This window comes from Streptomyces sp. CMB-StM0423, from assembly GCF_002847285.1.
Taxonomy (GTDB): domain Bacteria; phylum Actinomycetota; class Actinomycetes; order Streptomycetales; family Streptomycetaceae; genus Streptomyces.
Genome location: NZ_CP025407.1, coordinates 2,725,433 through 2,749,480 on the forward strand (window position 1 = coordinate 2,725,433; position 24,048 = coordinate 2,749,480).

The following is a 24,048-nucleotide window of genomic DNA, read 5'->3' on the forward strand; positions in this document are numbered from 1 at the left end:
CAGTCTCCCTAGCCCAGCCGGGGCTTGATCTGCTCGATGAAGATGTCCTGCTTCTGCCCGGCGCTCAGATGGCAGGCGGCCCCGCGGCCGTCGGGCAGCGCCGGCCGGTCCGTACTGCAGGCCGTGCCGCCCACCTCGCCGGCGAACCCGCACCGCGGGTGGAACGGGCAGCCCGGCGGCGGGCTCAGCAGGCTGGGCGGCGAGCCCTTGATCGGCGTGAGCGGGGTGTTCACGTCCGAGGACAGCCGCGGCATGCTGCTCAGCAGGCCCCAGGTGTACGGGTGCTGCGGCTTGCGCAGCACCTCGCGGGTGGTGCCCCGCTCCACGGCGCGCCCCGCGTACATCACCAGGATGTCGTCCGCGACGTTCGCGATGACGCCGAGGTCGTGGGTGATGAAGACGATCGCGGAGCCGAACTCGTCCTGGAGGTCCCTGATCAGGTCGAGGATCTGCGCCTGCACGGTCACGTCGAGCGCGGTGGTCGGCTCGTCGGCGATCAGCAGGTCCGGGTTGCAGACGAGCGCCATCGCGATCATGGCCCGCTGCCGCATGCCGCCGGAGAACTGGTGCGGGTAGTCGTCCGCGCGCAGCTTGGCGTTGGGGATGCCGACCTTGTCCAGCATCTCCACGGCCCGCGCGTGCGCCTGGCGCTTGGAGACGCCCATGTGCTTGCGGTACGGCTCGGCGATCTGCCGGCCGACCGTGTAGAAGGGCGAGAGCGCGGTCAGCGGATCCTGGAAGATCATCGCCATCTTGTTGCCGCGCAGCTTCTCCAGCTTGCGCTCGGGCGCGCCGATCAGCTCGTCGCCGTCGAGGCTGATGGAGCCCTCGACGTTGGTGAACATCTGGTTGTGCAGGCCCAGCACGGTCAGGTTGGTGACCGACTTGCCGGAGCCGGACTCGCCGACGATGCCCAGAGTCTTGCCGCGCTCGACGTCGAAGGAGAGACCGTCGACGGCCTTGACGACGCCGTCCTCGGTGGTGAACTGCACGCGCAGGTCCTGCACCGAGAGGAAGGCACCGCCCGCGGACGGCGCGGAACCTTCCGATTCCTTGGTCAGGGTGGTCACTGCTCTTCTCCTAGGACAGACGAATGCGCGGGTCGATGAAGGCGTATGCCGCATCGACGATGACGTTCATGAGGATGATCATGGTGGACGAGAACAGCAGGATGCCCATGAGCACCGGCAGGTCCGCCTTGAACACGGAATCGATGGAGAGCTGGCCCAGACCCGGCAGCGAGAAGGTGAACTCGGTGATGATCGCGCCGCCCAGCAGCGAGCCGAGGTCGATGCCGAAGATCGTGACGACCGGGATCAGGGCACCGCGCCAGGCGTAGCGGAAGAAGACCGTACCGCTGGACATGCCCTTGGCCTTGGCCGTTCTGACGTGTTCTTCCTGCAATTGCTCGATCATCGTGGACCGCACCATACGGGTGTAGTTCGACGCGAAGATCGTGGAGAGCACCGCCCAGGGCAGGATCAGTCCGACCGCCCATTTCCATGGATTGTCGGTGAAGGCGTTGTACGCCGGGTCGCCGAAGAGTCCGGTGCTGTACACCAGCGCCCACAGGACGAGCGGGCCGATGAAGTAGATCTGCAGCGAGCCGATGATCAGCGAGCTGCCGCTGACGAACTTGTCGAGCACCGTGCCGCGCCGCCAGGCGGCGATCATGCCGGCCCCGACGCCGAAGAAGAGGAAGACGATGGCCGCGCCGATGGTGAGCGACAGCGTCGTGGGGAAGCGGTCCTGGATAAGCGTGAGGACGTTCTCGTCGTGCACGAACGAGCGGCCCAGGCAGGGCGCCGGGCATTCACCCGTCGGGAAGGAACGGCCGGCGAAGATGCCGGAGAGGAAGTTCCAGTACTGCACGGGAACGGGGTCGTCGAGGCCGAGGGCCCTGCGGATCAGCTCCAGGTTCTCCGGAGTGCACTTCTCGCCGCAGGAGATGCGGGCGGGGTCACGCGGGATCGCGAAGAACAGGAAGAAACAGACCGCGCTGAGGATCAGCAGGATGATCAATGCGCCGATTGTCCGGCGAATCAGGAAACGAAGCATGACTGTGGGCTGCTTTCGAAGGACAAAGCGGCGACGTGGGTTGAAGGGTGGTGCGCGGGGCCCGCCGATCGGGCGGGCCCCGCGTACCGGAGGTGGTGCCTACTGCTTGAGGTAGATCTTGCGCAGGTCGATGTCACCGATGACGTCGTCGTACTGCACGCCGCCGATGTTCGAACCGTAGAGCTGGATCTGCTTGTAGTACGTCATGGGGATGTTGGAGATCAGGTCCTCCACCACGTACTGGGAGAGCTTGTTCCACTCCTGGGCCGCCTCGGCCGGGTCCGAGATCTTCTGAATCCGGTCGATCTCGGTGTTGATGTGCTCGTCGTTGGTGTGCGAGTAGTTCGACGAGCCGTCCTGGATCTGCCGGCCGTCGTACAGCGGCGGAACCACGGTGCTGGCGGACGGCCAGTCGGCGCCCCACGCGCTCACGTACATGTCGAACTCGTTCTCGACGAGACCGATCTGGTCGTAGTACGTCTCGGCCGCGATCTCCTTGCGCTGGACGTCGAAGCCCGCTTCCTCAAGGGTCTTCTCCATCGTGGGCGAGTAGTTCTGGCCCTCGGGGGTGTTGATGTAGCCCCAGGTGAGCTTGTAACCGGTCTCGCCGGCCTCTTCCAGGATCTTCTTGGCTGCGGCCGGGTCACCCAGCGGCTTCTTCAGCTTGCCGAAGGGGTCGAAGCCCTCCTCGTAGCCGGAGACGGTCGGGCTGATCAGACCGCCGGCCAGCTCCATGCCCTGCGGGCCGCCGAACGCCTGCTGGTAGGGCTGGATCGGCAGGGCGTAGGCGATGGCCTCGCGGACCTTCTTGTTCTTGACCCGGTCCATGTTGATGGCCATCTGGGCGACGTACGGCTGGTAGCCGTTGACCGAGCGCTTCTGGGCCTCGGCGTCCTTGTTCAGCTTCGGCAGCGTGGCGGCGTCCACGTTGTTGGTGAAGCTGATCGAGTTCTTGTTCACACCCTTGTCGGCCATCAGCCGCTCGGCCGAGGTCTCGAACTGGATGTTGAACGTGATCTCGTACTTGTCCGGGTAGGCGTTCCGCGTCGAGTCGGTCGCCGGGTCCCAGTTCTCGTTCTTGACCAGCGTCATCGACTTGCCGGTCTTGAAGGACTCGATCTTGTACGGGCCCGCCGTCATCGGGTCCTTGTCGTACTTCTCCTGGGTGTCCTTCGCCTCGGAGACCATCGAGTAGCCCGGCATCGCCAGGGCGTACGGGAGGTCCGGCTTCGGGTCCTTGAACTTGAAGACGATGGTCTTGTCGTCCGGCGTCTCCAGGATGGAGTCCGGGAGGTGGTCACCCTTGTACGGACCGTCGGGCAGCAGCTCGCGGTACTCGGTGCCCGGCACGTTGGCCAGCCACTGCTGGATGAAGACCGGGCCGTCGTTGATGAACTCGGCGAACTGGCGCTCGAAGGTGTGCCGGACGTCGGTGGACGTGATGTCCGTGCCGTCGGCCCACTTGATGTTGTCCTTGAGCGTGAACGTCCAGGTGCGGCCGCCGTCGGAGGGCTTGCCGCTGTCCGTGGCGAGGTCGCCGACGAGGGTCTGCTTGCCGTTGAAGTCGGCCTTGTAGCCGGTCAGCCCACGGTGGATCAGCCGCGCCAGGGCGCCCTCGTCCGAGACGTATATCTGTCCCGGGTCGAGGTGCGCGTAGCTGTCGCGCTGCATGACGGGGATCGTGCCGCCCTCCTGGGCGCCCTTCACCTCGGCAGCCGGCCCGGTGGACGCCTTGGCGTCACCGAACGGGATCTGCGCCTGCTGCTCCGCCGCCTTCTTCTTGTCGTCCTGCTGCGAGTCGGTGTTCTCCGAGCCGCTGCTGCAGCCGCTCAGGGCCAGGGCCCCGGCTGCGAGCGCCGCCACAATGGCGTGCGATCTGCGTACACCCCTGAGAGTCACTGTCTACCACCCTGTCTGTCGGTCTTGTCTTGCTGTGTGCGTGTTCACACCCGTGCCACGGCGGTCGCACCCTGGCGGCGGTACGAACGTCAGCGCGCGGCCTTCGGATCGAACGCGTCGCGGACGGAGTCCCCCAGCAGGTTGAAGGCGACCACGAAGATCACGATGGCGACGCCGGGGAAGAACATGAACGTGGGAACGGTTTCGGACACGTCCGCGGCCCGCGCGAACATCAGCCCCCAGTCGGGGGTCGGGTTCACCAGGCCGACGCCGAGGAACGAGAGTCCCGCGGCGTTCGTCACGACGAGCGGCAGCTCGAAGGTTCCCTGCACGAGGATGGGGGTGACGAGGTTCGGCAGCATCTCCTTGCGGATGATTCGCCAGTTCGACGCCCCGCTCACCTTGGCGGCCTCGACGAACTCGCGCTCGCGCATCGACAGCGCGACACCGCGCACGATGCGCGCCATGCGCATCCAGTTCAGCGCCGCGAGCACCCCGATGAGGACCGTGATCCGCAGCCAGGTCGGCGTCGCGTCCTCGGGAGCGACGAACATCGCGGTGATGACGGGCATGAACGCCACGAAGAACAACTGACTCGGGAAGGCCAGCATCAGGTCGGTGAACCGGCCGATCAGCGTGTCGGTACGACCGCCGGTAAAGCCGGCGGCCACGCCCAGCAGGACGCCGATGCCGACGGTCAGGATCGTCACCGCGACGGCGATGGCCAGCGAGGTGCGGATGCTGTAGATCAGCAGCGTGAAGACGTCGCGGCCGAGGATGGGTTCGAGGCCGAACCAGAACTCCCCGCTGATGCCGCCGTTGGGCTTGATCGGGTAGCCGAGAGCGTCGAACAGCTCGGGCTTGCCTGTGGCCGAGTTGTACAGCGTGTACGGCGACTTCCCGTACGCCTTCGCGATCAGCGGTGCGAAGATCGCGACCAGCACGAAGAAGCCGACGACATACGCGGATATGACCCCCGCGCGGTCGCGCTTGAAGCGCTGCCACATGAGCTGACCGGGCGATTTGCCGATGTGTTCGGCAGTCTGCTGCCCACCAGGGCCGGCCGAACCCCGCTCGAGTCCTGCGGGGTCGTACGGTGCGCCTTTGGGCGCCTCCGCCATGGCCGGGACCGGACTGTCCATAGGTGATTGCTCCCGAACCGGGTGTGCCGCAGCGCCCGTGCACGCTGCGGTGGTTGACGGGACTTTCGCAACCGATTCATCCCCTAGTCAAGGGGGTGACGGGGGAAGCTGAGGTGCGGAATCGCTTCTTGAGCGTATGTTTTGCAGATTGAGGTCCGTACGTGCTTGACAAGCCGCCTTAGTGACCGACATGTCCGACATATCGCATCGAAGGTCGTTAACACGTCGGCAACCCGTCTGTCGCATCACCGATATACGAACGCGACACTCTGGGGAGCGTACGGCCGTGCGGGTGCCGTCCCCCGGCCGGGTCCGGTCTGCGCGCCGGATCCGGCCGGGATCCGGGCCGCCGGCCGCCGCCGCCCGGCCGGTCTTGCCGGAGGTGTTGTCCGGGGCTGCCGAGAGGTGTAGACCTGGGTGCCGTGTGGGCCCAAAAGGCGCACGGTTGCGTATCGGGGGTCTTCCGGCGATGGAACAAGGACACATATTGGGGCGCGGCGCACGCGTCTTCGGTGCCGTGTGCTGCGCGCTCCTCGCTCTGCTCTCGCTCCTGTGGATCGGCCGCGACGTCGACGTGGCGGCGAGCCTGCCCGACCTGTGGTGGGCCTGGGCGGGCTCCCCCGACGCCGCCCCCGAGAGCCCCTGGGGCACCTCTCTCTACGACCCCGTCCTCGTCGGCGTGTACGCCGTCGCCGGGATCACCGCCCTGCACTCCACGTCCGCCGCGGGCGCACTCGCCACGGCCGGCGCGGCCACGATCGCGCTGCGCGCCCCCGCGCTGTGGACGCTGACTGCCGACTGGATGCAGGGCGTCGACCAGGACCTGCGCAACCGTGCGCTGCTCTCCGCCGGCGTCGCCGTCACGCTCGGCGCGGTGCTGCTGATCTCCGTCGCCGCCGGCCGGCGGCCCGCGGACGGCACCGGCGCCGACTACCTGCTGCCCGACGGGCAGCCGCCGCGCCGTCCCGCCCGCGGGGCCGCCGCCACCGGGATGGCCTTCCTCGCCGTCGCCGCGGTGGCGTTCGTGGCGTGGGAGCTGCGCGAGGCGGCACGCGGCGGCTGGGACGCGTACGGCCACCGGCTCACCGGCGAGTACACGTCGTGGGCGCTGCTCCAGCCCCCGCTCGCGTACGGGAAGTGGGCGACCGCCGCGGTGTGCTTCGTCGCCGCCGTGGCCGCCGCCAAGCGCGCCCCGCTCTCCCGCCCGCTGGGCATGACGGCCGGCGCCTTCGTGCTGGGCTGGGGCGCGGCCGACACCTCGCGGTATCTGAAGGACGAGGTCTTCGAGAACTTCGGCGCCCTCAGCACGGAGCACCAGTTGCAGGCGAGCACCGGAATCGGACTGCTGCTCGCCGGCTTCGTGATCCTCTTCGCGCTCGCGGGGCGCGGGGAGCGCGACCCCGTCGCGGAGCCCCTCTCCCGCTGGCAGGAACCTTCCTCCCAGCCCCCCTGGTGACCGCCCCGGCAACAGCCGCTCCACCGCTCTCCGGCCTCCCGGCCACCGCTTCGCGACGGCCTCCCGCGTGCGACCCCTTCATGCGCCGGTGCGCCGAACGATGCACGGGCACCGATAGTTATGATGCGTGCGCGCGACGGGCATGCATCACGTGGCCCGTCAGATGACCCGACCGCAGGTTCCGGGAGGTGAGCCGAATGGCTCTGTCGATCTCGCTAGTGCTGCTGCTCGCGATCATCGTCTACTTGCTCATCAAGAAGAGTGGCCTGAAGGGCGGGCACGCTGTCGTGTGCATCCTCCTGGGCTTCTACCTCGCCAGCTCTTCCATGGCGCCGACGATCGACGATGTGACACAGAACGTGGCAGGGATGATCGAGAGCATCGATTTCTGACCGGGGGGACCTTCCGTACGCTCGTCTAGGCTTCCTCCATGAGCAGGGAGCTTCCGAGGCGCAGGCTGTTGCTGGTACACGCGCATCCGGACGACGAGACGATCACCACCGGCGCCACCATGGCGCGGTACGCCGCCGAGGGGGCCCTCGTCACCCTGGTGACGTGCACCCGGGGCGAGGAGGGCGAGGTCATTCCGCCCGCCCTCGCCCGTCTGGGACCCGAGCGTGACGACGCGCTCGGCCCCCACCGGGCCGGTGAACTCGCCGCGGCCATGCGGGCGTTGGGCGTCACCGACCACCGCTTCCTGGGCGGCCCCGGGCGGTTCCGGGACTCGGGCATGCAGGGCCTCGACCAGAACGGGCGTCCCGGCACATTCTGGTCGGCCGGCGTCGACGAGGCGGCGGGGCTGCTGGTGCCGGTGATCCGCGGGGTACGGCCGCAGGTGCTGGTCACGTACGACCCGCGGGGCGGCTACGGCCACCCCGACCACGTCCAGGCCCACCGCGTCGCCACCCGCGCCGCGGAACTGGCCGCGGCCGCGTCGTACGGCGCGGACACCGCGGAGCCGTGGGCGGTGGCCCGTATCTACTGGACCTGCATCGCGCGCAGCGCGGCGGAGAAGGGCCTCGCCGAACTGGCCGCGGCCGGCCACCACTTCCCCGGCACCGCGACCGTCGCGGACCTGCCGGGCGTGGTGGACGACGGCGAGGTCACGTCGGCCGTGGCGGGGGGCGCGTACGCGGCGGCGAAGGCGCGGGCGATGGCGGCGCACGAGACGCAGATCACCGTGGCCGGCGGCGCCTTCGCGCTCTCCAACGGGCTGGGCCAGCCGATCCTGACCACCGAGCAGTTCCGGCTCGCCGGCGGCGCGGAGGCCGCGCGGCGCGATCCGGGCGCGGTGGAGACCGACTTGTTCGCGGAGGTGGCGGCGTGAGCGCCAAGAAGCGGTCCGTACGCCCCAAGTCGGCCGCGAGCGGTGGAAAACAGGGCAACAGCGGCACGAACCGCGCACGCGCGGGCGACGGCGGCCCGGCCAACGGGCCAACGGGCCGCGGCGGAAGCGCGGGCAGCGAAAGCACCGGCGACAGGGGCGCGCGCAGGGGCGGCCGGAGCACGGGCAGCGCGGGCGCCGGGGGCGCGGAGAAGCGCGGCCGGGCCGGCGCCACCACCAAGAGCTCCCCGCGCGCCGCCCCGCGGCCCCGCCGCCCGGCAGCGCCCTCGCGCGGCCGATCACGCTCGGGCGCGTATTCACGTATCTGGCCGCCCTGGTGCTCGGCGCCCTCGGCGGGCTCGCCGGTTCACTCGTCCAGGGGGCCTGGTCACCGGGCGGGCTGCTGCTCGCCCTCGCCGCCGTCGGCGGGCTCTGCTACGGCGCCGGGGTGGCCACCGGGGGCCGCGGCGCGGGCTTCACCGCGGGCGGTGGCTGGCTCATCGCGATCTTCGTCATCTCCCTCAACCGCCCCGAGGGCGACTTCGCCTTCGCCTCCGGACTCGGGCCGTCGCTCTTCCTCTTCGGCGGGATGCTGACCGCTGTGATCTGCACCACCCTGCCGCAGCTCCTCGCAGTTGCAGAACCGCCGTCCCGACTCCCCGAGTGACGTGCTCTGTTGGGCATCGGTTGCTGTCAAGTACGCCTTCGCGCGGGTGGCCGAATGCGGTTGTCGGGCCTCAGTGTCGGAGCGGACAAGTATGGTGGTGCGCGCCGCCGAGCTGCCCGCGGGTGCCATGACGGGCGGCGGAGCACTACGGGAGACCTGCCGTGAGCCGAGAGAATGACAGTCCGCCATCCGGTCCCGAGGGACGCGGCGACGCCGCGTATCCGTCGGGCACCCCGCCGTACGCGGGACCGGACTCGCCGACCGCCACGCCCCCCGCGCCCGCTCCGGGCACGGGGCCGGGCCGGGACGGCGGCGCGGGCGTTCCCGCGACCGAGACGACGCTGACGACCCGGATCCGGATCAATATCCCGGGCTCCCGGCCGATCCCGCCCGTCGTGGTCCGCCAGCCCCTCGAAGCCGGGGCGGAGGAGCCCGGCACCTCCGGTGCCGGCATCCCCGCACCGGCGCCAGGACCGGCCGAGGCCGCCGCGGCGGCGAACGGGCAGGACGGCGCCGACGGCGCCAAGCCGCGGACGAGCGACTGGTTCGCCCCCCGCAAGGCGCCGAAGGACCCGGCGCCCGCCCAGGGCGCACCCGAGGCCGCGCCGGCACCGCCGCCCGCGCAGCCCCCGATGACCGCGCAGCCCCCGATGACGCCGCCCTCGGGTCCCACGGGCACGACGGACGGCGCCGGGATGCAGTTCCCCGCCTTCGCGCCGCCCGGCGAGGCCGGCCCGCCGCTGGACACCCCGCCGGCCGGCGTCCCGCAGCCGCACCCGGCGCCCGGTGACACCGGCACGGTGGACGTACCGGTGAGCGAGAGCGGCCACGGTTTCGCCGGGGACGACCCGGCCAACGCCCTGCCCGTACGGCCCACTCCGGCCGGCGGCACCCCGCGCGGCGGCCTCGGCGCACCGGGCGGCCCGCCCGGGGGCGTGCCCTCGGGGCCGACGTCGGGCCCCGCCACCGGCAGCATGCCGCTCAAGCCCGCGGGACCGGCCGCCGGCCGCACCCTGCGCGGCTCCGCCGCGCCGCAGGCCCCCACCGGCGGCATGGGCGACACCGCCGTCGGCGGCATCCCCGCGGTGCCGTCGGGCCCTGACCCCACCCCGGCGCACGGCGTGCCGCGGGGCCCCGGGCGCACCCCGGCCCACGGCGTACCGCAGGCGGGACCGCAGGGCCCGGGTCCCGGGCACACCCCGGCGCACGGCCTCCCGCAGGCGGGACCGGACGGCTCGCAGTACCCGCAAGGGGCCGCGCCCGTACCGGGGTTCAACCCCGCCGGGCAGCCGCCTCCCGGTGCCGTGCCGCCCCCCGGGCCCGTACCGGCACCGGGCAGCGACGGGCCGCCGGTGCCGCCGCCCGCCCCGGCCTCCGCCGCCCGCTCCCGCTCCGGCAGCCCGTCGGGCCGGGCCCGCGGCGATCGCAAGAAGCTCGCCGTGATGGCCGGCGCCGGCGTCTTCGGCGTGCTCTGCATCGCGTACGGCGCGGGGCTCGTCCTCAACAACGACGACGTGCCGAAGGGCACGACGGTCCTCGGCGTCGACATCGGCGGCAGCTCCCGCGACCAGGCGGTGGCCAAGCTCGACGCGGCCGTCGAGAAGCGCACGCAGGCGCCGATCGTGCTCCGCGTCGGCGACCAGGAGCAGGAGCTGACGCCGCAGTCGGCCGGCCTCGGCATCGACACCGCGGAGAGCGTCCGCTCGGCGATGGGCAGCGACTACAACCCGGTGTCCGTCATCGGCTCGCTCTTCGGCGGCTCCCGCGAGGTGGACCCGGCGATGGTCGACGACACCGACAAGCTGCGGGCCCAGTTGCAGGAGATCGCCGACGAGGCCGGCGGCGGCCGGGACGGCATGATCCGCTTCGTCGACGGCAAGGCCGTGCCCGTGAAGGGCGAGCCGCACGAGGCCGTGGACGTGGAGAAGTCCATGAGCGCGGTGGAGGAGGCGTTCGACGAGCGCGCGGCCGGCGGCGCGAACAAGCCGGTGACGCTGCCGGTCTCGCAGCAGGAACCGGCCGTCAGCCAGGCGGAGTTCGACACGGCGATGAACGGCTTCGCCGAGACGGCGATGTCCGGGATGGTGACGGTGCAGGCGGGCGACGCCTACATCCAGTTCAGCCCGGAGCGCTCGATCTCCGAGTTCCTGACGATGCAGGCGACGCCGGACGGCAAGCTGGCGCCGAAGTTCGACCTGGAGAAGCTGGAGGAGCTGTACGGCAGCACCTTCGCCGGACTCATGGTCCAGCGCGGCGACGGCAGCACGACGGAGATCACGCCGAACGACGTGGCGAGCGCCATGATGGGCCCGCTGCGCGAGACCGACCCGGAGAAGCGGGTAGGCGTCATCGACATCGCGTGACCGCCGCGGGCGGACGACGTACGGGAACGGGCCCCGCGGCGCTGCCGCGGGGCCCGTCGTCGCGCGGGCGGACGACGTCTCAGGCGTGGGCGCGCCGCTTGCGGGCCACCACGACGGCACCGGCGCCGAGGGCGGCGAGACCGCCGATGCCGGAGGCGAGCGGCAGCCAGATGTCGGCGCCGGTGTGGGGCAGTTCGTCGGGCTTCTCGCCCGCGTCGTCGTAGTCGGCGGGCGGGTTGTGGCTGTCGGGCGGCTCGAAGCCGTCGCCCTCCCCGTCCGCCCCGCCGCCGGGCGCGGGCTGCTCCTCGTCCGGCGCCGGAGGCGCGGGTACGTCGGACGCGGGGGGCTCGGCGCCGGGGAGTTCGGGCCCGGGGGCTTCGGCGTCGGGGGCGCCGGGCGGTTCGGCAGCGGGGGGCTCGGCCGCGGGAGCTTCGACGTCGGGAGCTTCTGTATCCGGGGCTTCAGGGCCCGGGGCTTCGGTGTCCGGAACTTCGGTATCCGGGGCTTCCCAGTCCGGGACCTCGGTGTCCGGGGCCTCGGTGTCGGGGAGTTCGGCGTCGGGGAGTTCGGCCGGGGGGACCTCCGGCGCCGGGCCCTCGGCGTCCGGAACCTCCGCCCCCGGAGCCTCGGCACCGGGCACCTCACCCCCGTCGTGGCCCGGCTCGACCGGCTCCGTACCCGGGCCGGACTCTTCGCCCCCGCCGCCCGGAGAACCGCCGCCGGTCTCCGGCTCCTCGCAGTCGTCGTCCGGACCCCACGCCCCTGCCTCCTGCGCCTCGGCCTCAAGCTCCGCCTCCGCCGCCGCGAACCCGGCCTCGATGTCCTCCGCGGTGTCCGGAGCCTCCGCCCCGCCCCCCGGCCCGTGCGCCCCGGCCACCGGGCCCTCGGTCGCGTGGGCCTGCGGGAGGACGCCCGCGAGGGCGGGCCCCGCGCCCAGCGCTGCGGCGAGCAGCGCCCCGCTCAGCACGTGGGCGCGACGGCGTGACAAACGCTTCATGGTGGGTGTCCCTCTACTCGGTGACGGGGCATCGGCTGCCGACGCCCACGATGACACCGATACGTGATAAAACCGACTAACCCGACTTACTTACCGACGGCAGATCGCCCCGTCGGCCTACCCGCCCACGCCGGGGGCCGCCTGTCCCGGCCCCTCCTCGTCCTCCCACTCCGCCGCGAAGTGGCACGCCGACGGGTGCGCCACCGCCCCCTCCGCGTCCCGGAACCACGGCGGCACGTCCAGCGCCGGGTCCTTCTCCGCGCACACCGGCTGCGCCTTCCAGCACCGCGTACGGAACCGGCACCCCGACGGCGGGTTCGCCGGCGACGGCACGTCGCCGCTGAGCAGGATCCGCTCCCGGCTCTCCCGCGCCTCCGGGTCCGGCACGGGCACCGCCGAGAGCAGCGCCTGCGTGTACGGGTGCGTGGCGTGCTCGTAGATCGCCTCGTCGGTGCCGGACTCCACGATCCGGCCGAGGTACATCACCCCGACCCGGTCCGAGATGTGCCGAACCACGGACAGGTCGTGCGCGATGAAGATGTACGACAGGTGGAACTCGTTCTGCAGCCGCTCCAGCAGGTTCACCACCTGCGCCTGCACGGAGACGTCCAGCGCCGAGACCGGTTCGTCCGCGACGATGATCTCCGGCCGCAGCGCGAGCCCGCGCGCGATCCCGATCCGCTGCCGCTGCCCGCCGGAGAACTGGTGCGGGTAGCGGTTGATGTGCTCGGGGTTGAGCCCGACGACGTCCAGCAGTTCCTGGACCCGCTGCCGCCGGCTGCCCTTCGGCGCCACCTCGGGGTGGATGTCGTACGGCTCGCCGACGATGTCGCCGACGGTCATCCGCGGGTTGAGCGAGGTGTACGGGTCCTGGAAGACCATCTGGATGTTGCGCCGCACGGCCCGCAGCGCGCGCCCGGAGAGCCGGGTGATGTCCTCGCCCTTGAACCGGATCAGGCCGGCGGTGGGCTGCTCCAGGTTGACCAGCATCTTGGCGATGGTCGACTTCCCGCAGCCGGACTCCCCCACGATGCCGAGGGTTTCGCCGCGCCGCAGGTCGAACGAGACGCCGTCGACGGCCTGTACGGCACCGATCTGCTTGCGGAAGACGATTCCCCGGGTGAGCGGGAAGTGCTTGACCAGGTCGCGCACTTCGAGGATCGGCTCCTCGCCCGGCGCCTCCGCCGGCGCCTCGGCCACCTCAGGGCTGGTCATGAAGCTGGTCCTTCCAGAAGTGGCACGCGCTCCCCCGGCCCGGTAGCGGGCGGCCGTCGTCGTCCGTCACCTCGTACAGCGGCGGGCGGTCCGTCACGCAGACGTCCTGGGCGCGCGGGCAGCGGGGGTTGAAGGGGCAGCCCGGCGGGATGGCCAGCAGGCTGGGGGGCGTGCCGCGGATGGCGCTCAGCTCCTGGCCCTTCTGGTCGAGACGCGGGATGGAGTCCAGCAGCCCGCGGGTGTACGGGTGCGCCGGTGCCTTGTACAGGTCGTGGACGGACGCCGTCTCCATGATCCGGCCCGCGTACATCACCGCGATCTTGTCGGCGACGTCCGCGACCACGCCCAGGTCGTGGGTGATGAGGATCAGCCCCATCCCCGTCTCCTCGCGCAACTCCGCCAGCAGGTCCATCACCTGCGCCTGCACGGTCACGTCCAGCGCCGTCGTCGGCTCGTCCGCGATGATGAGTTCAGGACCGAGCGCCAGCGCCATCGCGATCATGATGCGCTGCCGCATGCCGCCGGAGAACTGGTGCGGGTAGTCGTTGACGCGCTCCCGGGCGGCCGGGATCCGTACCCGCTCCATCAGCTCGATCGACCGGGCCTTCGCCTCCGCCCTGCTCGCGCCGCGGTGCACGCGGAACATCTCGCCGAGCTGATAGCCCACGGTGAGCACGGGGTTGAGCGACGACAGCGCGTCCTGGAAGATCATCGCCATCCGCTCGCCGCGCACCTTGCGGCGCGCCTCGCGGCCCAGCTTCAGCAGGTCCTCGCCCTGGAAGAGCACCTGCCCGCCGGTGACGAACCCCGGCGGCGAGTCGAGGATGCCCATCACGGCCTGCGCGGTCACGGACTTGCCCGAGCCGGACTCGCCGAGCACCGCCAGCGTCTCGCCCGGAGCCACGCTGTACGAGACGCCGTTGACGGCCTTCGCCACCCCCTCCCGGGTGCGGAACTCCACTAGCAGGTCGCGGACGTCGAGCAGCGCGGTCACGTACACCTCACCTGAGCTTCGGGTCGAGCGCGTCGCGCACCGCGTCGCCGAGCATGATGAACGCCAGCACCGTCAGGCTCAGCGCCCCGGCGGGCCACAGCAGGGCGTGCGGCGCGTTGCGGATCTGGGTGGATGCGGTGGAGATCTCGCTGCCCCAGGAGATGGTCGGCGGCTTCAGGCCGACGCCGAGGAACGACAGGGTCGCCTCCAGCGCCACGTACGTGCCGAGGGCGATGGTGGCGACGACGATGATCGGCGCGACGGCGTTGGGCAGCACGTGCCGCATCATGATGCGCCGGGTGGAGGCGCCGAGGGTGCGGGCGGCCTGGACGTAGTCGTTCTGCTTGGCCGTGATCACCGAGCCGCGCGCGATCCGCGCCACCTGCGGCCAGCCCAGCAGCACGATCAGCCCGATCACCGGCCAGACGGACCCGCTCTTGATGACGGAGAGGAAGACCAGGCCGCCGAGCAGGATCGGGATGCCGAAGAACACCTCGGTGATCCGGGAGAGGACCGCGTCGCCCCAGCCGCCGAAGTAGCCGGCGAGGCCGCCGAGTACGGTGCCGAGGACGGCGGCGCCGAGGGTGGCCAGGGTGCAGACGGTCAGTGAGGCGCGGGCGCCGTAGACGGTGCGGTTGTAGACGTCGCAGCCCTGGCTGTCGAAGCCGAAGGGGTGGCCGGACTCGGCGCCGAGGTTGCGCTTGGCGATGTCGCAGTCGTACGGGCTGCCGGTGGCGACCACGCTGGGCCACAGGGAGACGAAGATCAGGAAGAGGATCAGCAGCCCGGCGACGACGAAGACGGGGTTGCGGCGCAGGTCCTGCCAGGCGTCGGACCACAGGCTGTGGGCCGGCTGGTCCGTCCCGGGGGCGCCGCCGGCCTCGGCCTGGAGGACGTCGCTGCCGGGCAGCGACTCCGCCTCCTGGGTCCCGATGTCCGCCCGCTGCTTCTCCTCGTAGCGCTCAGGCATAGCGGATCCGGGGGTCGAGGACCGCGTAGAGCACGTCCACCACCAGGTTCGCCAGCAGGTAGACGATGACGAGGACGGTGACGAAGCCGACCACCGTGGGCGCGTTCTGGCGCAGGACGCCCTGCCAGAGCTGGAAGCCGACGCCCTGGATGTTGAAGATCCGCTCGGTGACGATCGCGCCGCCCATGAGGTTGCCGATGTCGATGCCGAGGAAGGTCACCACCGGGATCAGGGAGTTGCGCAGCAGGTGGCGGACCGTGATGCGGCGGCGCGGGAGGCCCTTGGCGACGGCGGTGCGGACGTAGTCGGCGCGGGCGTTCTCGGCCACGGAGGTACGGGTCAGCCGCGTGGTGTACGCGAGCGAGACCAGCGCCAGCACCACCGCGGGCAGCACCAGTTCGTTCCACGGCGCCCCGGAGGAGACGGCGGGCTTGACCCAGCCCCACTTGACGCCGAGCAGGTACTGCAGCACGTAGCCGGTGACGAACGTCGGGATGGAGATCACGACCAGGGTGGCGAAGAGCACCCCGGTGTCCACCGCCCGGCCGCGCCGCAGCCCGGAGATCACGCCGAGGGTGACGCCGATGAGCATCTCGAAGAGGACGGCGAGCAGGGCGAGCCGGACGGTGATCGGCCAGGCGCGGCGCATCAGGTCCAGCACCGGCTGGCCGTTGAACGCCTGGCCGAAGTCGCCGGAGAAGATGTTGCCCATGTAGAGCAGGTATTGCTGCCAGAGCGGCTTGTCGAGGTGGAGGTCCCGGCGGATCTGCGCCGCGGTCGCGGGGTCGGGCGCCCGGTCGCCGAACATGGCGGCGACCGGGTCGCCGAGCGCGTAGACCATGAAGAAGATGAGGAACGTGGTGCCGATGAACACGGGGATCATCTGCAGCAGCCGCCGGATCACGTAGCGGCCCATGGGCGCCCCTCCTCTCCTGGCGTGTCCGCCCCTCCCGCGCCGGCCGCGGCGGACCGCCGCGCGTGCACTACTTGACCTTGACGTCCGGGTAGTTCGGGACGCTGAAGGGGTCGAGGGTGACGTCGGTGACGCGGTCGGAGTGGCCGGCGATGCCGTTCTGGTACCAGAGCGGGATCGACGGCACGTCCTTGGCGAGCAGCCGCTCCGCCTCCTTGTACTTCTTGACGGCCGCGGCGGTGCTCTCGGCGGCGTTGGCCTGGTTGATGAGGCGGTCGAACTTCTTGTTGCTGTACTCGCCGTCGTTGGAGGAGGCGCCGGTGACGTACGTCGGCGACAGGAAGTTCTCGATCAGCGGGTAGTCCATCTGCCAGCCCGCACGGAACGGGCCCTTGAAGCTGCGGTCCACGACCTGGGTGCGGAAGTCCGCGAAGGTGCCGATGGGGTTGACGACGCAGGCGTTCTCCTTGCCGAGCGCCTTGTTGATGCTGTTGCAGACCGCGTCCATCCACTCCCGGTGGGAGCCGGTGTCGACGTTGGAGGAGATCGTCACCTTCCCGCCGGGGAGGCCGCCGGCGCCGTCGATGAGCTTCTTGGCCTGCTTGGGGTCGAACGTGCACAGGTCGCCGCAGATCGTGTCGTCGAAGCCGCCCTTCGCGCCGATGACCGGGGAGGTCCAGTCCTTGGCGGGGATGCGGGTGTTGTCGTAGATCTGCTTGGTGATCTGGTCGCGGTCGATCGCCTTGGAGATCCCGCGGCGCAGGTCGACGTTGTCGGCGCCGCCCCAGGCGTCGTCGTAGAGCGGGAAGGCGAGGGTCTGGATGATGCCGGCCTTCTGGTTGATGAAGCGGTCGCCGAGGTCGTTCCTGGCGTTGGCGAGCTGGCCGGCGGGCAGCTCGTCGGAGATGTCGAGGTTGCCGGCCTGGAGGTCGGTGAAGGCCGTGTTCTGGTCGGTGTAGACCTTCAGCTCGACGCCGTCGTTCTTGGCCGCGTCGTCGCCCTTGTACTTGCCGTCCTTGACGAGTTTCATCGACGTGCCCCTGGAGAACGACTCGATCTTGTACGGGCCGTTGCCGATGGGCTTGTCGAGCCATGCGTCGTGGTTGTCGAAGAACGCCTTCGGCAGCGGCGCGAAGGCCGGGTAGCCGAGGGTCTCCGGCCAGATGGAGAACTCCTGCGACAGCTTGACGGTGAACGTCCGGTCGTTGACGACCTTCAGGCCGGAGAGCTTCTGGGCGCTCGGCTCGGAGCCCTCCGCGGTCGGGTGGACCTTGTCGTAGCCGTCGATGTACCGGAAGAAGGTGGCGTTGACCTGGCGGTTCTTGATGTTGGCCGCGTAGTTCCAGGCGTCCACGAAGGAATCGGCCGTGACCGGCTCGCCGTTGCTGAACCGGAAGCCCTTCTTGAGCTTGACGGTCCAGTTCTTCTGGTCGTCGCTCTTGATGGACTGGGCGAGCATGTTCTTCGGCTCGGCGGTCTTCGGGTCGTAGATGACGAGCCCGCGGGTGATCAGCTTGAGGACCTTGCCGCCCTGGACCTCGTTGGTGTTGGCCGGCTCCAGCGGGTTCTGCGGGTCGCCCCACTGCGCGGTGAAGGTGCCTCCGCCGCCGCCTGACGAACTGCCGTCACCGCTGTCACTGCCGCAGCCGGTCGCGGCGAGTGCGGCGCACACGACGCAGGCGGTCCATGAGGCGCGGGTGGCTCGGCGCATGAGGGTGCCTCCCAGGGGTCCCTAGTATCACTTAAGTGACATAAGACCCCATAAGGGGCGCCCGCGCTTCCGGGGGCACGCCATCGGGGGAGCACAACCCCCCGGATGGAGCGCGCGCCGCGCGCCGGTCCGGGGAGTGGCGGGATTCAGGGTGTACGCGCCGCGCGTCCGTGCGGCGTGTGCCTGCCGCGTCTCAGATGCCGCGGGTACGCCCCGCGCGTACCGGCTCCGCCCGCCGGCGTACCGGCTCCGCCCGCCGGGCCGCGTTACGCGTGCTTCGCCCGCGAGGCCGCCCGCGCGCGCTCGCGCCCGTCGAGCACCACCTTGCGGATCCGCACCGTGTCCGGCGTGACCTCGACGCACTCGCCGTCGCGGCAGAACTCCAGCGACTGCTCAAGCGACAGCTTCCGCGGCGGCACGATCGACTCGGCGATGTCGGCCGTGGACGACCGGACGTTGCTGAGCTTCTTCTCCTTGGTGATGTTGACGTCCATATCGTCGGAGCGGGAGTTCTCCCCGACGATCATGCCCTCGTACACCTCGGTGCCCGGCTCGACGAAGAGCGTCCCGCGCTCCTGGAGGTTCGTCATCGCGAACGCCGTCACCGCGCCCGTCCGGTCCGCGACCAGCGACCCGCTGCTGCGCGTCCGCAGCTCGCCGAACCACGGCTCGTGCCCCTCGAAGATCGAGTGCGCGATGCCCGTGCCGCGGGTCTGCGTCAGGAACTCCGTACGGAAGCCGATGAGCCCGCGCGAGGGCACGACGAACTCCATCCGGACCCAGCCGGACCCGTGGTTCGTCATCGTCTCCATCCGGCCCCTCCGGGCGGCGAGGAGCTGCGTGATCGCGCCGAGGTGCTCCTCGGGCGCGTCGATCGTCATGCGCTCGACGGGCTCGTGGACCTTGCCGTCGATCTCCTTGGTGACCACCTCGGGCTTGCCGACGGTCAGCTCGAAGCCCTCCCGGCGCATCGTCTCCACCAGGATCGCCAGCGCCAGCTCACCGCGGCCCTGCACCTCCCAGGCGTCGGGGCGCTCGGTGGTCAGCACGCGCAGCGACACGTTGCCGACGAGTTCGCGGTCGAGGCGGTCCTTGACCAGCCGGGCGGTGACCTTGTGGCCCTTGCTCTTCCCGCCGCCGACTCCTTTGCCGACCAGCGGCGAGTTGTTCGTCCCGATGGTCATGGAGATCGCCGGCTCGTCGACGGTGATCAGCGGCAGCGCGACCGGGTTCTCCGGGTCCGCGAGGGTCTCGCCGATCATGATCTCGGTGATGCCGGCGACCGCGCAGATGTCCCCGGGCCCGGCGAGCTGCGCGGGGCGGCGGGTGAGCGCGTCGGTCATCATCAGCTCGGTGATCCGCACGTTCTGCACGGTGCCGTCGCGCTTGATCCACGCGACGGTCTGCCCCTTCTTCAGCTCGCCCTGCTCCACGCGCAGCAGCGCGATGCGGCCGAGGAAGTTGTCGGCGTCGAGGTTGGTCACGTGCGCCTGGAGCGGCGCGCCCTCGTCGTACGACGGGGCCGGGACGTAGTCCAGGATGCTGGAGAAGAACGGCTCCAGGCTGTCGCTGTCCGCCGGCACCGTGCCGTCCTCCGGCTGGGTCAGCGAGGCGACGCCGTCACGCGCGCAGGCGTAGACGATCGGGAACTCGATCTGCTCCTCGTCGGCGTCGAGGTCGAGGAAGAGGTCGTACGTGTCGTCCACGACCTCGGAGATCCGCGAGTCTGGCCGGTCGGTCTTGTTGATGCAGAGGATCACGGGCAGCCGCGCCTGGAGCGCCTTGCGCAGCACGAAGCGGGTCTGCGGCAGCGGGCCCTCGGAGGCGTCGACCAGCAGCACGACGGCGTCGACCATGGAGAGGCCGCGCTCGACCTCGCCGCCGAAGTCGGCGTGGCCGGGGGTGTCGATGATGTTGATCACCACCGGGTCGCCGCCCTTGGGGTGGTACTTCACCGCGGTGTTCTTGGCGAGAATGGTGATGCCCTTCTCGCGCTCCAGGTCCCCGGTGTCCATGACCCGGTCGTCGACGGACTGGAGCTGGTGCTCGGCGAAGGCGCCGGCCTGCTTGAGCATGGCGTCGACCAGGGTGGTCTTGCCGTGGTCGACGTGGGCGACGATGGCGACGTTGCGAATGTCCTGGCGCGTCGGCATGACTGGGCGGTGCTCCCGAACTAGAGGGGGTCAGCCGGGCGATTCGACCACGGCCTTCCTATCGTACGGTCCCCCTCCCCCACCCCCACGCGCGCCGGTACGCTAGCCCGCTCCACCCGCCCCCCGCATTGCGCCACCCGGCCCCGCCCCGGGCCTGCCCTCAGCCCTCGTCCGGATCCCAGCCACACGCCACGAGCCGCCGCCGCAACACCCCGGCCCGCTCCCGCTGCCCCCGGGCCGGCGTACCACCACACTGGCAGGTCGATCAGGCCGGGTACGGCGCCGCCGGCGTGCACACCTCGCAGACGTCTGTGCACTCCCCGTCGTCCTCGCCGACAGCCAGCGGGGCAGCGCGTACGGACCCCACCGGCCGGCCCGGGGGCGCGTCAGTTGCGGTAGCCGATGTCCTGGTAGCGGGGGGTGGTGAAGCCGAAGGCGCCGGCGTTGGCGAGGTTGCGGGTGGTGGCCACCAGTTGGGGGCGCTGGTAGAGGGGGATCGAGCCGGCGGCCGCCCAGATGCGGGCGTCGGCGCGGGTGAGGAGTTCCTGGGCGACCTCGTCGTCCAGTTCCGAGCCCGCCTGGTCGAAGAGCTGGTCGATCTCGTCCGTGCCGACGCGGGTGTAGTTCTGCTCGACGACCAGGGAGCCGTCGGGGGACGGTACGGGCTTGGCGTAGATCGGGCGGGCGTCCGTGGCCGGGTAGGGGGTGCCCGGCCAGGAGTAGAGCGCGATGTCGTACTCGCCGGCCGCGATGTAGTCCTTGAAGTAGCCCTGCTCCCCGGCCTCCACCACCTCGGTCCGTACGCCGATGTTGTCCATCATCCGCACCACCCGCGACGCCACCGACCGCAACTGCTCCGTCCCGGGCCCCTCCGGCACCACGAAGCGGAGCGTCAGCGGCTTGCCGTTCTTGACGAACGGCCGCTGCCGCGGCGGCTGCGCCACGCTCGTCTCCCGCTCGGCCAGCGCCGTGCGCGCCAGCCGGGCCGCCTTCACGGCCTCCTTGTACGCCTGAGAGGACTTGCCGTGCTTCGCCGCCGCCGCCCACAGCTCCGCCTGCCGGCCCAGCGCCACGTACTGCGTCTCCGCCGGCCGCGTCACCGACAGCGGCACGTCGTACGTCGGCAGCACCGCGCCTGCCGGCTTGTCGTCGCCGGACCGCGCGCCGTCCGCGCGGTCGCGGGCGCCGGTGCCCTTCGCCTCCGCCTCCTCCGACCGCGGGCCGCCCTTCCAGCCCGCCTCCGCCAGCAGCTTCTGTGCCGCGATCACGTCCTGCGGGCCGAGCGCGGCGCTCTGGTCGCTGTAGCCGGGCTGGCCCGGCATCAGCAGGTGGCTGCCCAGCGGCTTCGACGGCAGGCCGTGCGGGCCGAGGACGCTGCGCGCCAGGGTGCCGCGGTCCACGGCGCGGGCGACGGCGCGGCGTACCCGCTCGTCGGCGAGCGGGCCCGAGCTGCCGTTGAGCGCGAGCTGCGTGTACGCGGGCTCCAGCGCCCGGTGCACGGTGTACGGGCGGGGGGCGGCCTTCGGCAGCGTCACCAGGTCCAGCGGCTTGCCGTCCTGGGCCCGGTCGGTCTTGGAGACCTCCACCGTGGCCTTGGCGGCCCTCTCGGCGCGGGCGGCCTCCAGGGCCTCGTCCCGTTCGACCTCGGCGACGTTCAGCCGGCCGGCGTCAAGCTCCTTCTCCCGCCCGGCGCCGCGCGGCAGTTCCTGGAAGACCAGCCGGTCGAGCAGCGCCCGGTCGCCCCACCAGCGGGGGTTGCGCACGAGGGTCACCGACGTCGGCTCGCTCTCGTCCCGCTTCCCCTTCTTCCTGCCGTCCTTCTTCTTCCCGCCCTTCTCTTCCTTCTCTTCCTTGTCCGCCCTCTTCCCGTCCTTGTACTTCTCGCCCTTCTTCCCGTCCTTCTTCTTGTCCTCGACGTCCTTGATCGTGAACGGGCCCGCGACCTCCGCCAGCCCCGTCCTCGACCCGTCGTTGAACGCCTCGGGCGTCTTCGTCACGCTCATCGGGTACAGCGGCGAGAACAGCGCCTCCCAGTCCGCGTACGGCTCGTCGAAGACGACCCGTACCTCGCCCGGCTCGTCGCCCGCCTCGACCGACTCGATCCGGTCGTAACCGGCGTTGCGCGCCGTCCAGTACGCGGTGTCCTCGCCGTTCAGCGCCAGCCACTGCGCCTCGAAGTCCTCCGCCCCGATCGGCCGTCCGTCGCTCCACACCGCCTTCGGGTTCAGCCGGTAGACCACCCGCTGCTTCGGGCTGCGGTCCTCGACCTCCGCGCTCTCCAGATAGTCCGGGTCGGCGGTCGGCTTGCCGTGCGCGTCGAGGGTGAACAGCCGCGGCAGCACCGCGCCCGCCACGCGGTCGGTCGCCTCGCTCGCGTCCGCCTGGAAGACGTTGAACGTCTCCGGTGCCTCGTCCACGGCCCAGCGGACCGTGCCGCCGGGCCGGAGCTGCTCGCGCGAGACGGCGGTGATGTCGTGCGCGGCGCCGGCGGCGCCGTTCGGGGAGGTGTCGCAGCCCGCCAGGGGCAGGGTGACGCCCGCGGCGAGCAGCACGGCGGTGTAGCGCCTGCGGCTGTGAAGGGACATGTGCGATACCTCCGCGATACACACTTTCGGCGTCATTGGCCGTTCATCACACTTCTCTTGTCCCGCCACCTAAAACGAGCCCGCCCCGCACTCCGCGGCGACACGGCGGGCGCGCCGCCCAACTCCACCCGTCCGGCCCAGCCGTGGGGACCGCGGACCGTGTGTTTTCCGTACGGATCGGCAGGATCCAGCCCCGTACGTCACCCCCGGAGGGGGAAATCTGCAGATCCCTTCCCAAGCGAGCGCGAGACGCGCGACACTTCCCCCCACAGCGCCCTGAGCGCGTCTTCGCTGTGCGCGAAGACGCGTGCGGGGCACCGTCAGCACCGCCCGACCGAAGACGTGAGGGCATGTCATGACCCTGAACGAAGAACTGACCGCAGCGCAGCGCTGCGTCGACGATCTCGTACGCACCGTGAGCCGCCTGGAGCGGCGCATGGGCACCGGCGCGCTGGAGCTGCGACGCGTACGGACCGACGCCGACCACCTGCGTGAGTCCCTCGCCCTGCTGCGCGAGGTCTCCGCCCAGGGCCCGGAGAAGGAGGGACCGACCCTGGTCCCCATCCCCGACCAGCCGTACGACCACACCCTGTGGCGGGACGCCGACGACGAGGGACTCGGCGCCGGCGGCCGGCACGCCCCCTAGCGGGCAGCCCGGCCACCCCCGCCCCGCGTCCGCGCGCCCGGGTCCCGTCAGGCCCTGGTCCGCAGGCGCACCCCGTCCATCACCGACCCCACTCCATCCCCTCCTGCCGGAGACAACCTTGGCCACCGGAACAACCGAACGCCCACCGACCCCCGACCAGCCGGGCGGTGTCCGCGCCCCGGGCCGTGCCGCGATCGCGGCGCGCCACCTGCGCACCGACCGCTGGTGGGTGCAGCCGACCGCCACCTTCGCCGGCCTGATGGCGTTCATCGTCTACTCGACGTGGCGCGCGCTCAGCAACGCCGACTACTACGCGGCGCCCTACGTCTCGCCCTTCTACTCGCCGTGTCTGGGCTCCGACTGCGTGGACATGAAGAACGGCCCCAACTTCGCGCTCTTCGGCGACTGGTGGTTCATGTCCCCGGCGGCGATCATCCTGGTCTTCCCGCTGGGCTTCCGGTTCACCTGCTACTACTACCGCAAGTCGTACTACCGCAGCTTCTGGGGCTCCCCGCCCGCCTGCGCGGTCGCCGAGCCGCACAAGACGTACACCGGCGAGACCCGCTTCCCGCTGATCGTGCAGAACCTGCACCGCTACTTCTTCTACGCCGCGATCGCGGTCGCCGCGATCCTCACGTGGGACGCGGTCCTAGGCTTCCGCAACAGCGAGTACGAGTGGGGCCACGTGGGTCTCGGCACCATCGTGCTCTGGATCAACGTCGTGCTCATCTGGCTCTACACCCTCTCCTGCCACTCGTGCCGGCACATCGTCGGCGGCCGGCTCAGGCACTTCTCCAAGCACCCGGTGCGCTACCGCGCCTGGGGCCTGGTGGGCAAGCTCAACGAGCGCCACGCGCTGCTTGCCTGGGCGTCCCTGATCAGCGTGGGGCTCGCCGACCTGTACGTATACCTGCTGGCCTCGGGCGCATTCGACGACCCGGTGCTCTTCTGAGGC

At 71.0% G+C, this 24,048-nt stretch carries 19 protein-coding genes; 7 read left to right on the forward strand and 12 right to left on the reverse strand.

Annotated elements, in window-relative coordinates:
• Positions 1 to 8: 8 nt before the first annotated feature.
• The 4 genes from CXR04_RS11540 to CXR04_RS11555 form a co-directional block, all read right to left on the reverse strand.
• The gene (locus CXR04_RS11540) at positions 9 to 1,070 is read right to left on the reverse strand and encodes an ABC transporter ATP-binding protein (protein WP_101421754.1); all 1,062 of its coding nucleotides are present in this window, start codon (positions 1,068 to 1,070) and stop codon (positions 9 to 11) included.
• Positions 1,071 to 1,080: 10 nt separating this feature from the next.
• Positions 1,081 to 2,058: an ABC transporter permease gene (locus CXR04_RS11545; protein ID WP_101421755.1), complete on the reverse strand. Its 978-nt coding sequence runs from the start codon at positions 2,056 to 2,058 to the stop codon at positions 1,081 to 1,083.
• Between the two features lie 99 nt (positions 2,059 to 2,157).
• Entirely contained in the window at positions 2,158 to 3,921 is a 1,764-nt protein-coding gene (locus CXR04_RS11550) for an ABC transporter substrate-binding protein (RefSeq protein ID WP_101421756.1), read from the reverse strand.
• A 125-nt stretch (positions 3,922 to 4,046) separates the two neighbouring features.
• On the reverse strand, positions 4,047 to 5,099 hold the full coding sequence (locus CXR04_RS11555; protein ID WP_234380178.1) for an ABC transporter permease: 1,053 nt from the start codon (positions 5,097 to 5,099) through the stop codon (positions 4,047 to 4,049).
• A 487-nt stretch (positions 5,100 to 5,586) separates the two neighbouring features.
• Here CXR04_RS11555 and CXR04_RS11560 point away from each other — a divergent pair, with 487 nt between their 5' ends.
• From CXR04_RS11560 to CXR04_RS11580, 5 genes are all read left to right on the forward strand, one after another.
• Entirely contained in the window at positions 5,587 to 6,555 is a 969-nt protein-coding gene (locus tag CXR04_RS11560) for a hypothetical protein (protein ID WP_101421758.1), read from the forward strand.
• A gap of 197 nt (positions 6,556 to 6,752) precedes the next feature.
• Positions 6,753 to 6,947 (forward strand): hypothetical protein, encoded by a 195-nt coding sequence (locus CXR04_RS11565; protein WP_101421759.1) that lies wholly within the window; start codon positions 6,753 to 6,755, stop codon positions 6,945 to 6,947.
• Between the two features lie 38 nt (positions 6,948 to 6,985).
• Positions 6,986 to 7,882 (forward strand): N-acetyl-1-D-myo-inositol-2-amino-2-deoxy-alpha-D-glucopyranoside deacetylase, encoded by an 897-nt coding sequence (mshB, locus tag CXR04_RS11570; RefSeq protein WP_101421760.1) that lies wholly within the window; start codon positions 6,986 to 6,988, stop codon positions 7,880 to 7,882.
• A gap of 334 nt (positions 7,883 to 8,216) precedes the next feature.
• A complete protein-coding gene (locus CXR04_RS35750; RefSeq protein WP_234380179.1) occupies positions 8,217 to 8,546 on the forward strand; it encodes a DUF6113 family protein in 330 nt (109 codons plus the stop codon).
• Between the two features lie 161 nt (positions 8,547 to 8,707).
• A complete protein-coding gene (locus CXR04_RS11580) occupies positions 8,708 to 10,909 on the forward strand; it encodes a hypothetical protein (protein ID WP_234380180.1) in 2,202 nt (733 codons plus the stop codon).
• 79 nt (positions 10,910 to 10,988) lie between these two features.
• On the opposite strand, the gene CXR04_RS11585 is transcribed toward CXR04_RS11580, so the two are convergent.
• The 8 genes from CXR04_RS11585 to CXR04_RS11620 form a co-directional block, all read right to left on the reverse strand.
• On the reverse strand, positions 10,989 to 11,897 hold the full coding sequence (locus tag CXR04_RS11585; protein WP_159072304.1) for an LPXTG cell wall anchor domain-containing protein: 909 nt from the start codon (positions 11,895 to 11,897) through the stop codon (positions 10,989 to 10,991).
• 126 nt (positions 11,898 to 12,023) lie between these two features.
• Entirely contained in the window at positions 12,024 to 13,121 is a 1,098-nt protein-coding gene (locus CXR04_RS11590; protein ID WP_101421762.1) for an ABC transporter ATP-binding protein, read from the reverse strand.
• Positions 13,108 to 14,115, reverse strand: coding sequence for an ABC transporter ATP-binding protein (locus CXR04_RS11595; RefSeq protein WP_101426319.1), 1,008 nt, complete (start codon positions 14,113 to 14,115; stop codon positions 13,108 to 13,110). The genes CXR04_RS11590 and CXR04_RS11595 overlap by 14 nt, the downstream gene beginning before the upstream one ends.
• 7 nt (positions 14,116 to 14,122) lie before the next feature.
• Positions 14,123 to 15,085, reverse strand: a complete 963-nt coding sequence (locus CXR04_RS11600) for an ABC transporter permease (protein ID WP_101421763.1) — start codon at positions 15,083 to 15,085, stop codon at positions 14,123 to 14,125.
• Positions 15,078 to 16,001, reverse strand: coding sequence for an ABC transporter permease (locus tag CXR04_RS11605; RefSeq protein WP_101421764.1), 924 nt, complete (start codon positions 15,999 to 16,001; stop codon positions 15,078 to 15,080). The genes CXR04_RS11600 and CXR04_RS11605 overlap by 8 nt, the downstream gene beginning before the upstream one ends.
• A gap of 67 nt (positions 16,002 to 16,068) precedes the next feature.
• A complete protein-coding gene (locus CXR04_RS11610; RefSeq protein WP_101421765.1) occupies positions 16,069 to 17,709 on the reverse strand; it encodes a peptide ABC transporter substrate-binding protein in 1,641 nt (546 codons plus the stop codon).
• Positions 17,710 to 17,975: 266 nt separating this feature from the next.
• On the reverse strand, positions 17,976 to 19,862 hold the full coding sequence (typA, locus tag CXR04_RS11615; protein ID WP_101421766.1) for a translational GTPase TypA: 1,887 nt from the start codon (positions 19,860 to 19,862) through the stop codon (positions 17,976 to 17,978).
• Between the two features lie 386 nt (positions 19,863 to 20,248).
• A complete protein-coding gene (locus CXR04_RS11620; protein ID WP_101421767.1) occupies positions 20,249 to 22,447 on the reverse strand; it encodes an ABC transporter family substrate-binding protein in 2,199 nt (732 codons plus the stop codon).
• Positions 22,448 to 22,802: 355 nt separating this feature from the next.
• Here CXR04_RS11620 and CXR04_RS11625 point away from each other — a divergent pair, with 355 nt between their 5' ends.
• Positions 22,803 to 23,093 carry a hypothetical protein gene (locus CXR04_RS11625; protein WP_101421768.1) on the forward strand — a complete coding sequence of 97 codons (291 nt, stop codon included), beginning with the start codon at positions 22,803 to 22,805 and terminating at the stop codon, positions 23,091 to 23,093.
• A gap of 118 nt (positions 23,094 to 23,211) precedes the next feature.
• Positions 23,212 to 24,045 carry a hypothetical protein gene (locus tag CXR04_RS11630; RefSeq protein WP_101421769.1) on the forward strand — a complete coding sequence of 278 codons (834 nt, stop codon included), beginning with the start codon at positions 23,212 to 23,214 and terminating at the stop codon, positions 24,043 to 24,045.
• Positions 24,046 to 24,048: the final 3 nt, after the last annotated feature.

Coding starts and splice junctions, on each gene's coding strand:
- CXR04_RS11545 (WP_101421755.1), bottom strand. CDS start 2,058: ATGCTTCGTTTCCTGATTCGCCGGACAATCGGCGCATTGATCATCCTG.
- CXR04_RS11555 (WP_234380178.1), bottom strand. CDS start 5,099: ATGGACAGTCCGGTCCCGGCCATGGCGGAGGCGCCCAAAGGCGCACCG.
- CXR04_RS11565 (WP_101421759.1), top strand. CDS start 6,753: ATGGCTCTGTCGATCTCGCTAGTGCTGCTGCTCGCGATCATCGTCTAC.
- mshB (WP_101421760.1), top strand. CDS start 6,986: ATGAGCAGGGAGCTTCCGAGGCGCAGGCTGTTGCTGGTACACGCGCAT.
- CXR04_RS11590 (WP_101421762.1), bottom strand. CDS start 13,121: ATGACCAGCCCTGAGGTGGCCGAGGCGCCGGCGGAGGCGCCGGGCGAG.
- CXR04_RS11600 (WP_101421763.1), bottom strand. CDS start 15,085: ATGCCTGAGCGCTACGAGGAGAAGCAGCGGGCGGACATCGGGACCCAG.
- CXR04_RS11605 (WP_101421764.1), bottom strand. CDS start 16,001: ATGGGCCGCTACGTGATCCGGCGGCTGCTGCAGATGATCCCCGTGTTC.
- CXR04_RS11610 (WP_101421765.1), bottom strand. CDS start 17,709: ATGCGCCGAGCCACCCGCGCCTCATGGACCGCCTGCGTCGTGTGCGCC.
- typA (WP_101421766.1), bottom strand. CDS start 19,862: ATGCCGACGCGCCAGGACATTCGCAACGTCGCCATCGTCGCCCACGTC.
- CXR04_RS11620 (WP_101421767.1), bottom strand. CDS start 22,447: ATGTCCCTTCACAGCCGCAGGCGCTACACCGCCGTGCTGCTCGCCGCG.
- CXR04_RS11625 (WP_101421768.1), top strand. CDS start 22,803: ATGACCCTGAACGAAGAACTGACCGCAGCGCAGCGCTGCGTCGACGAT.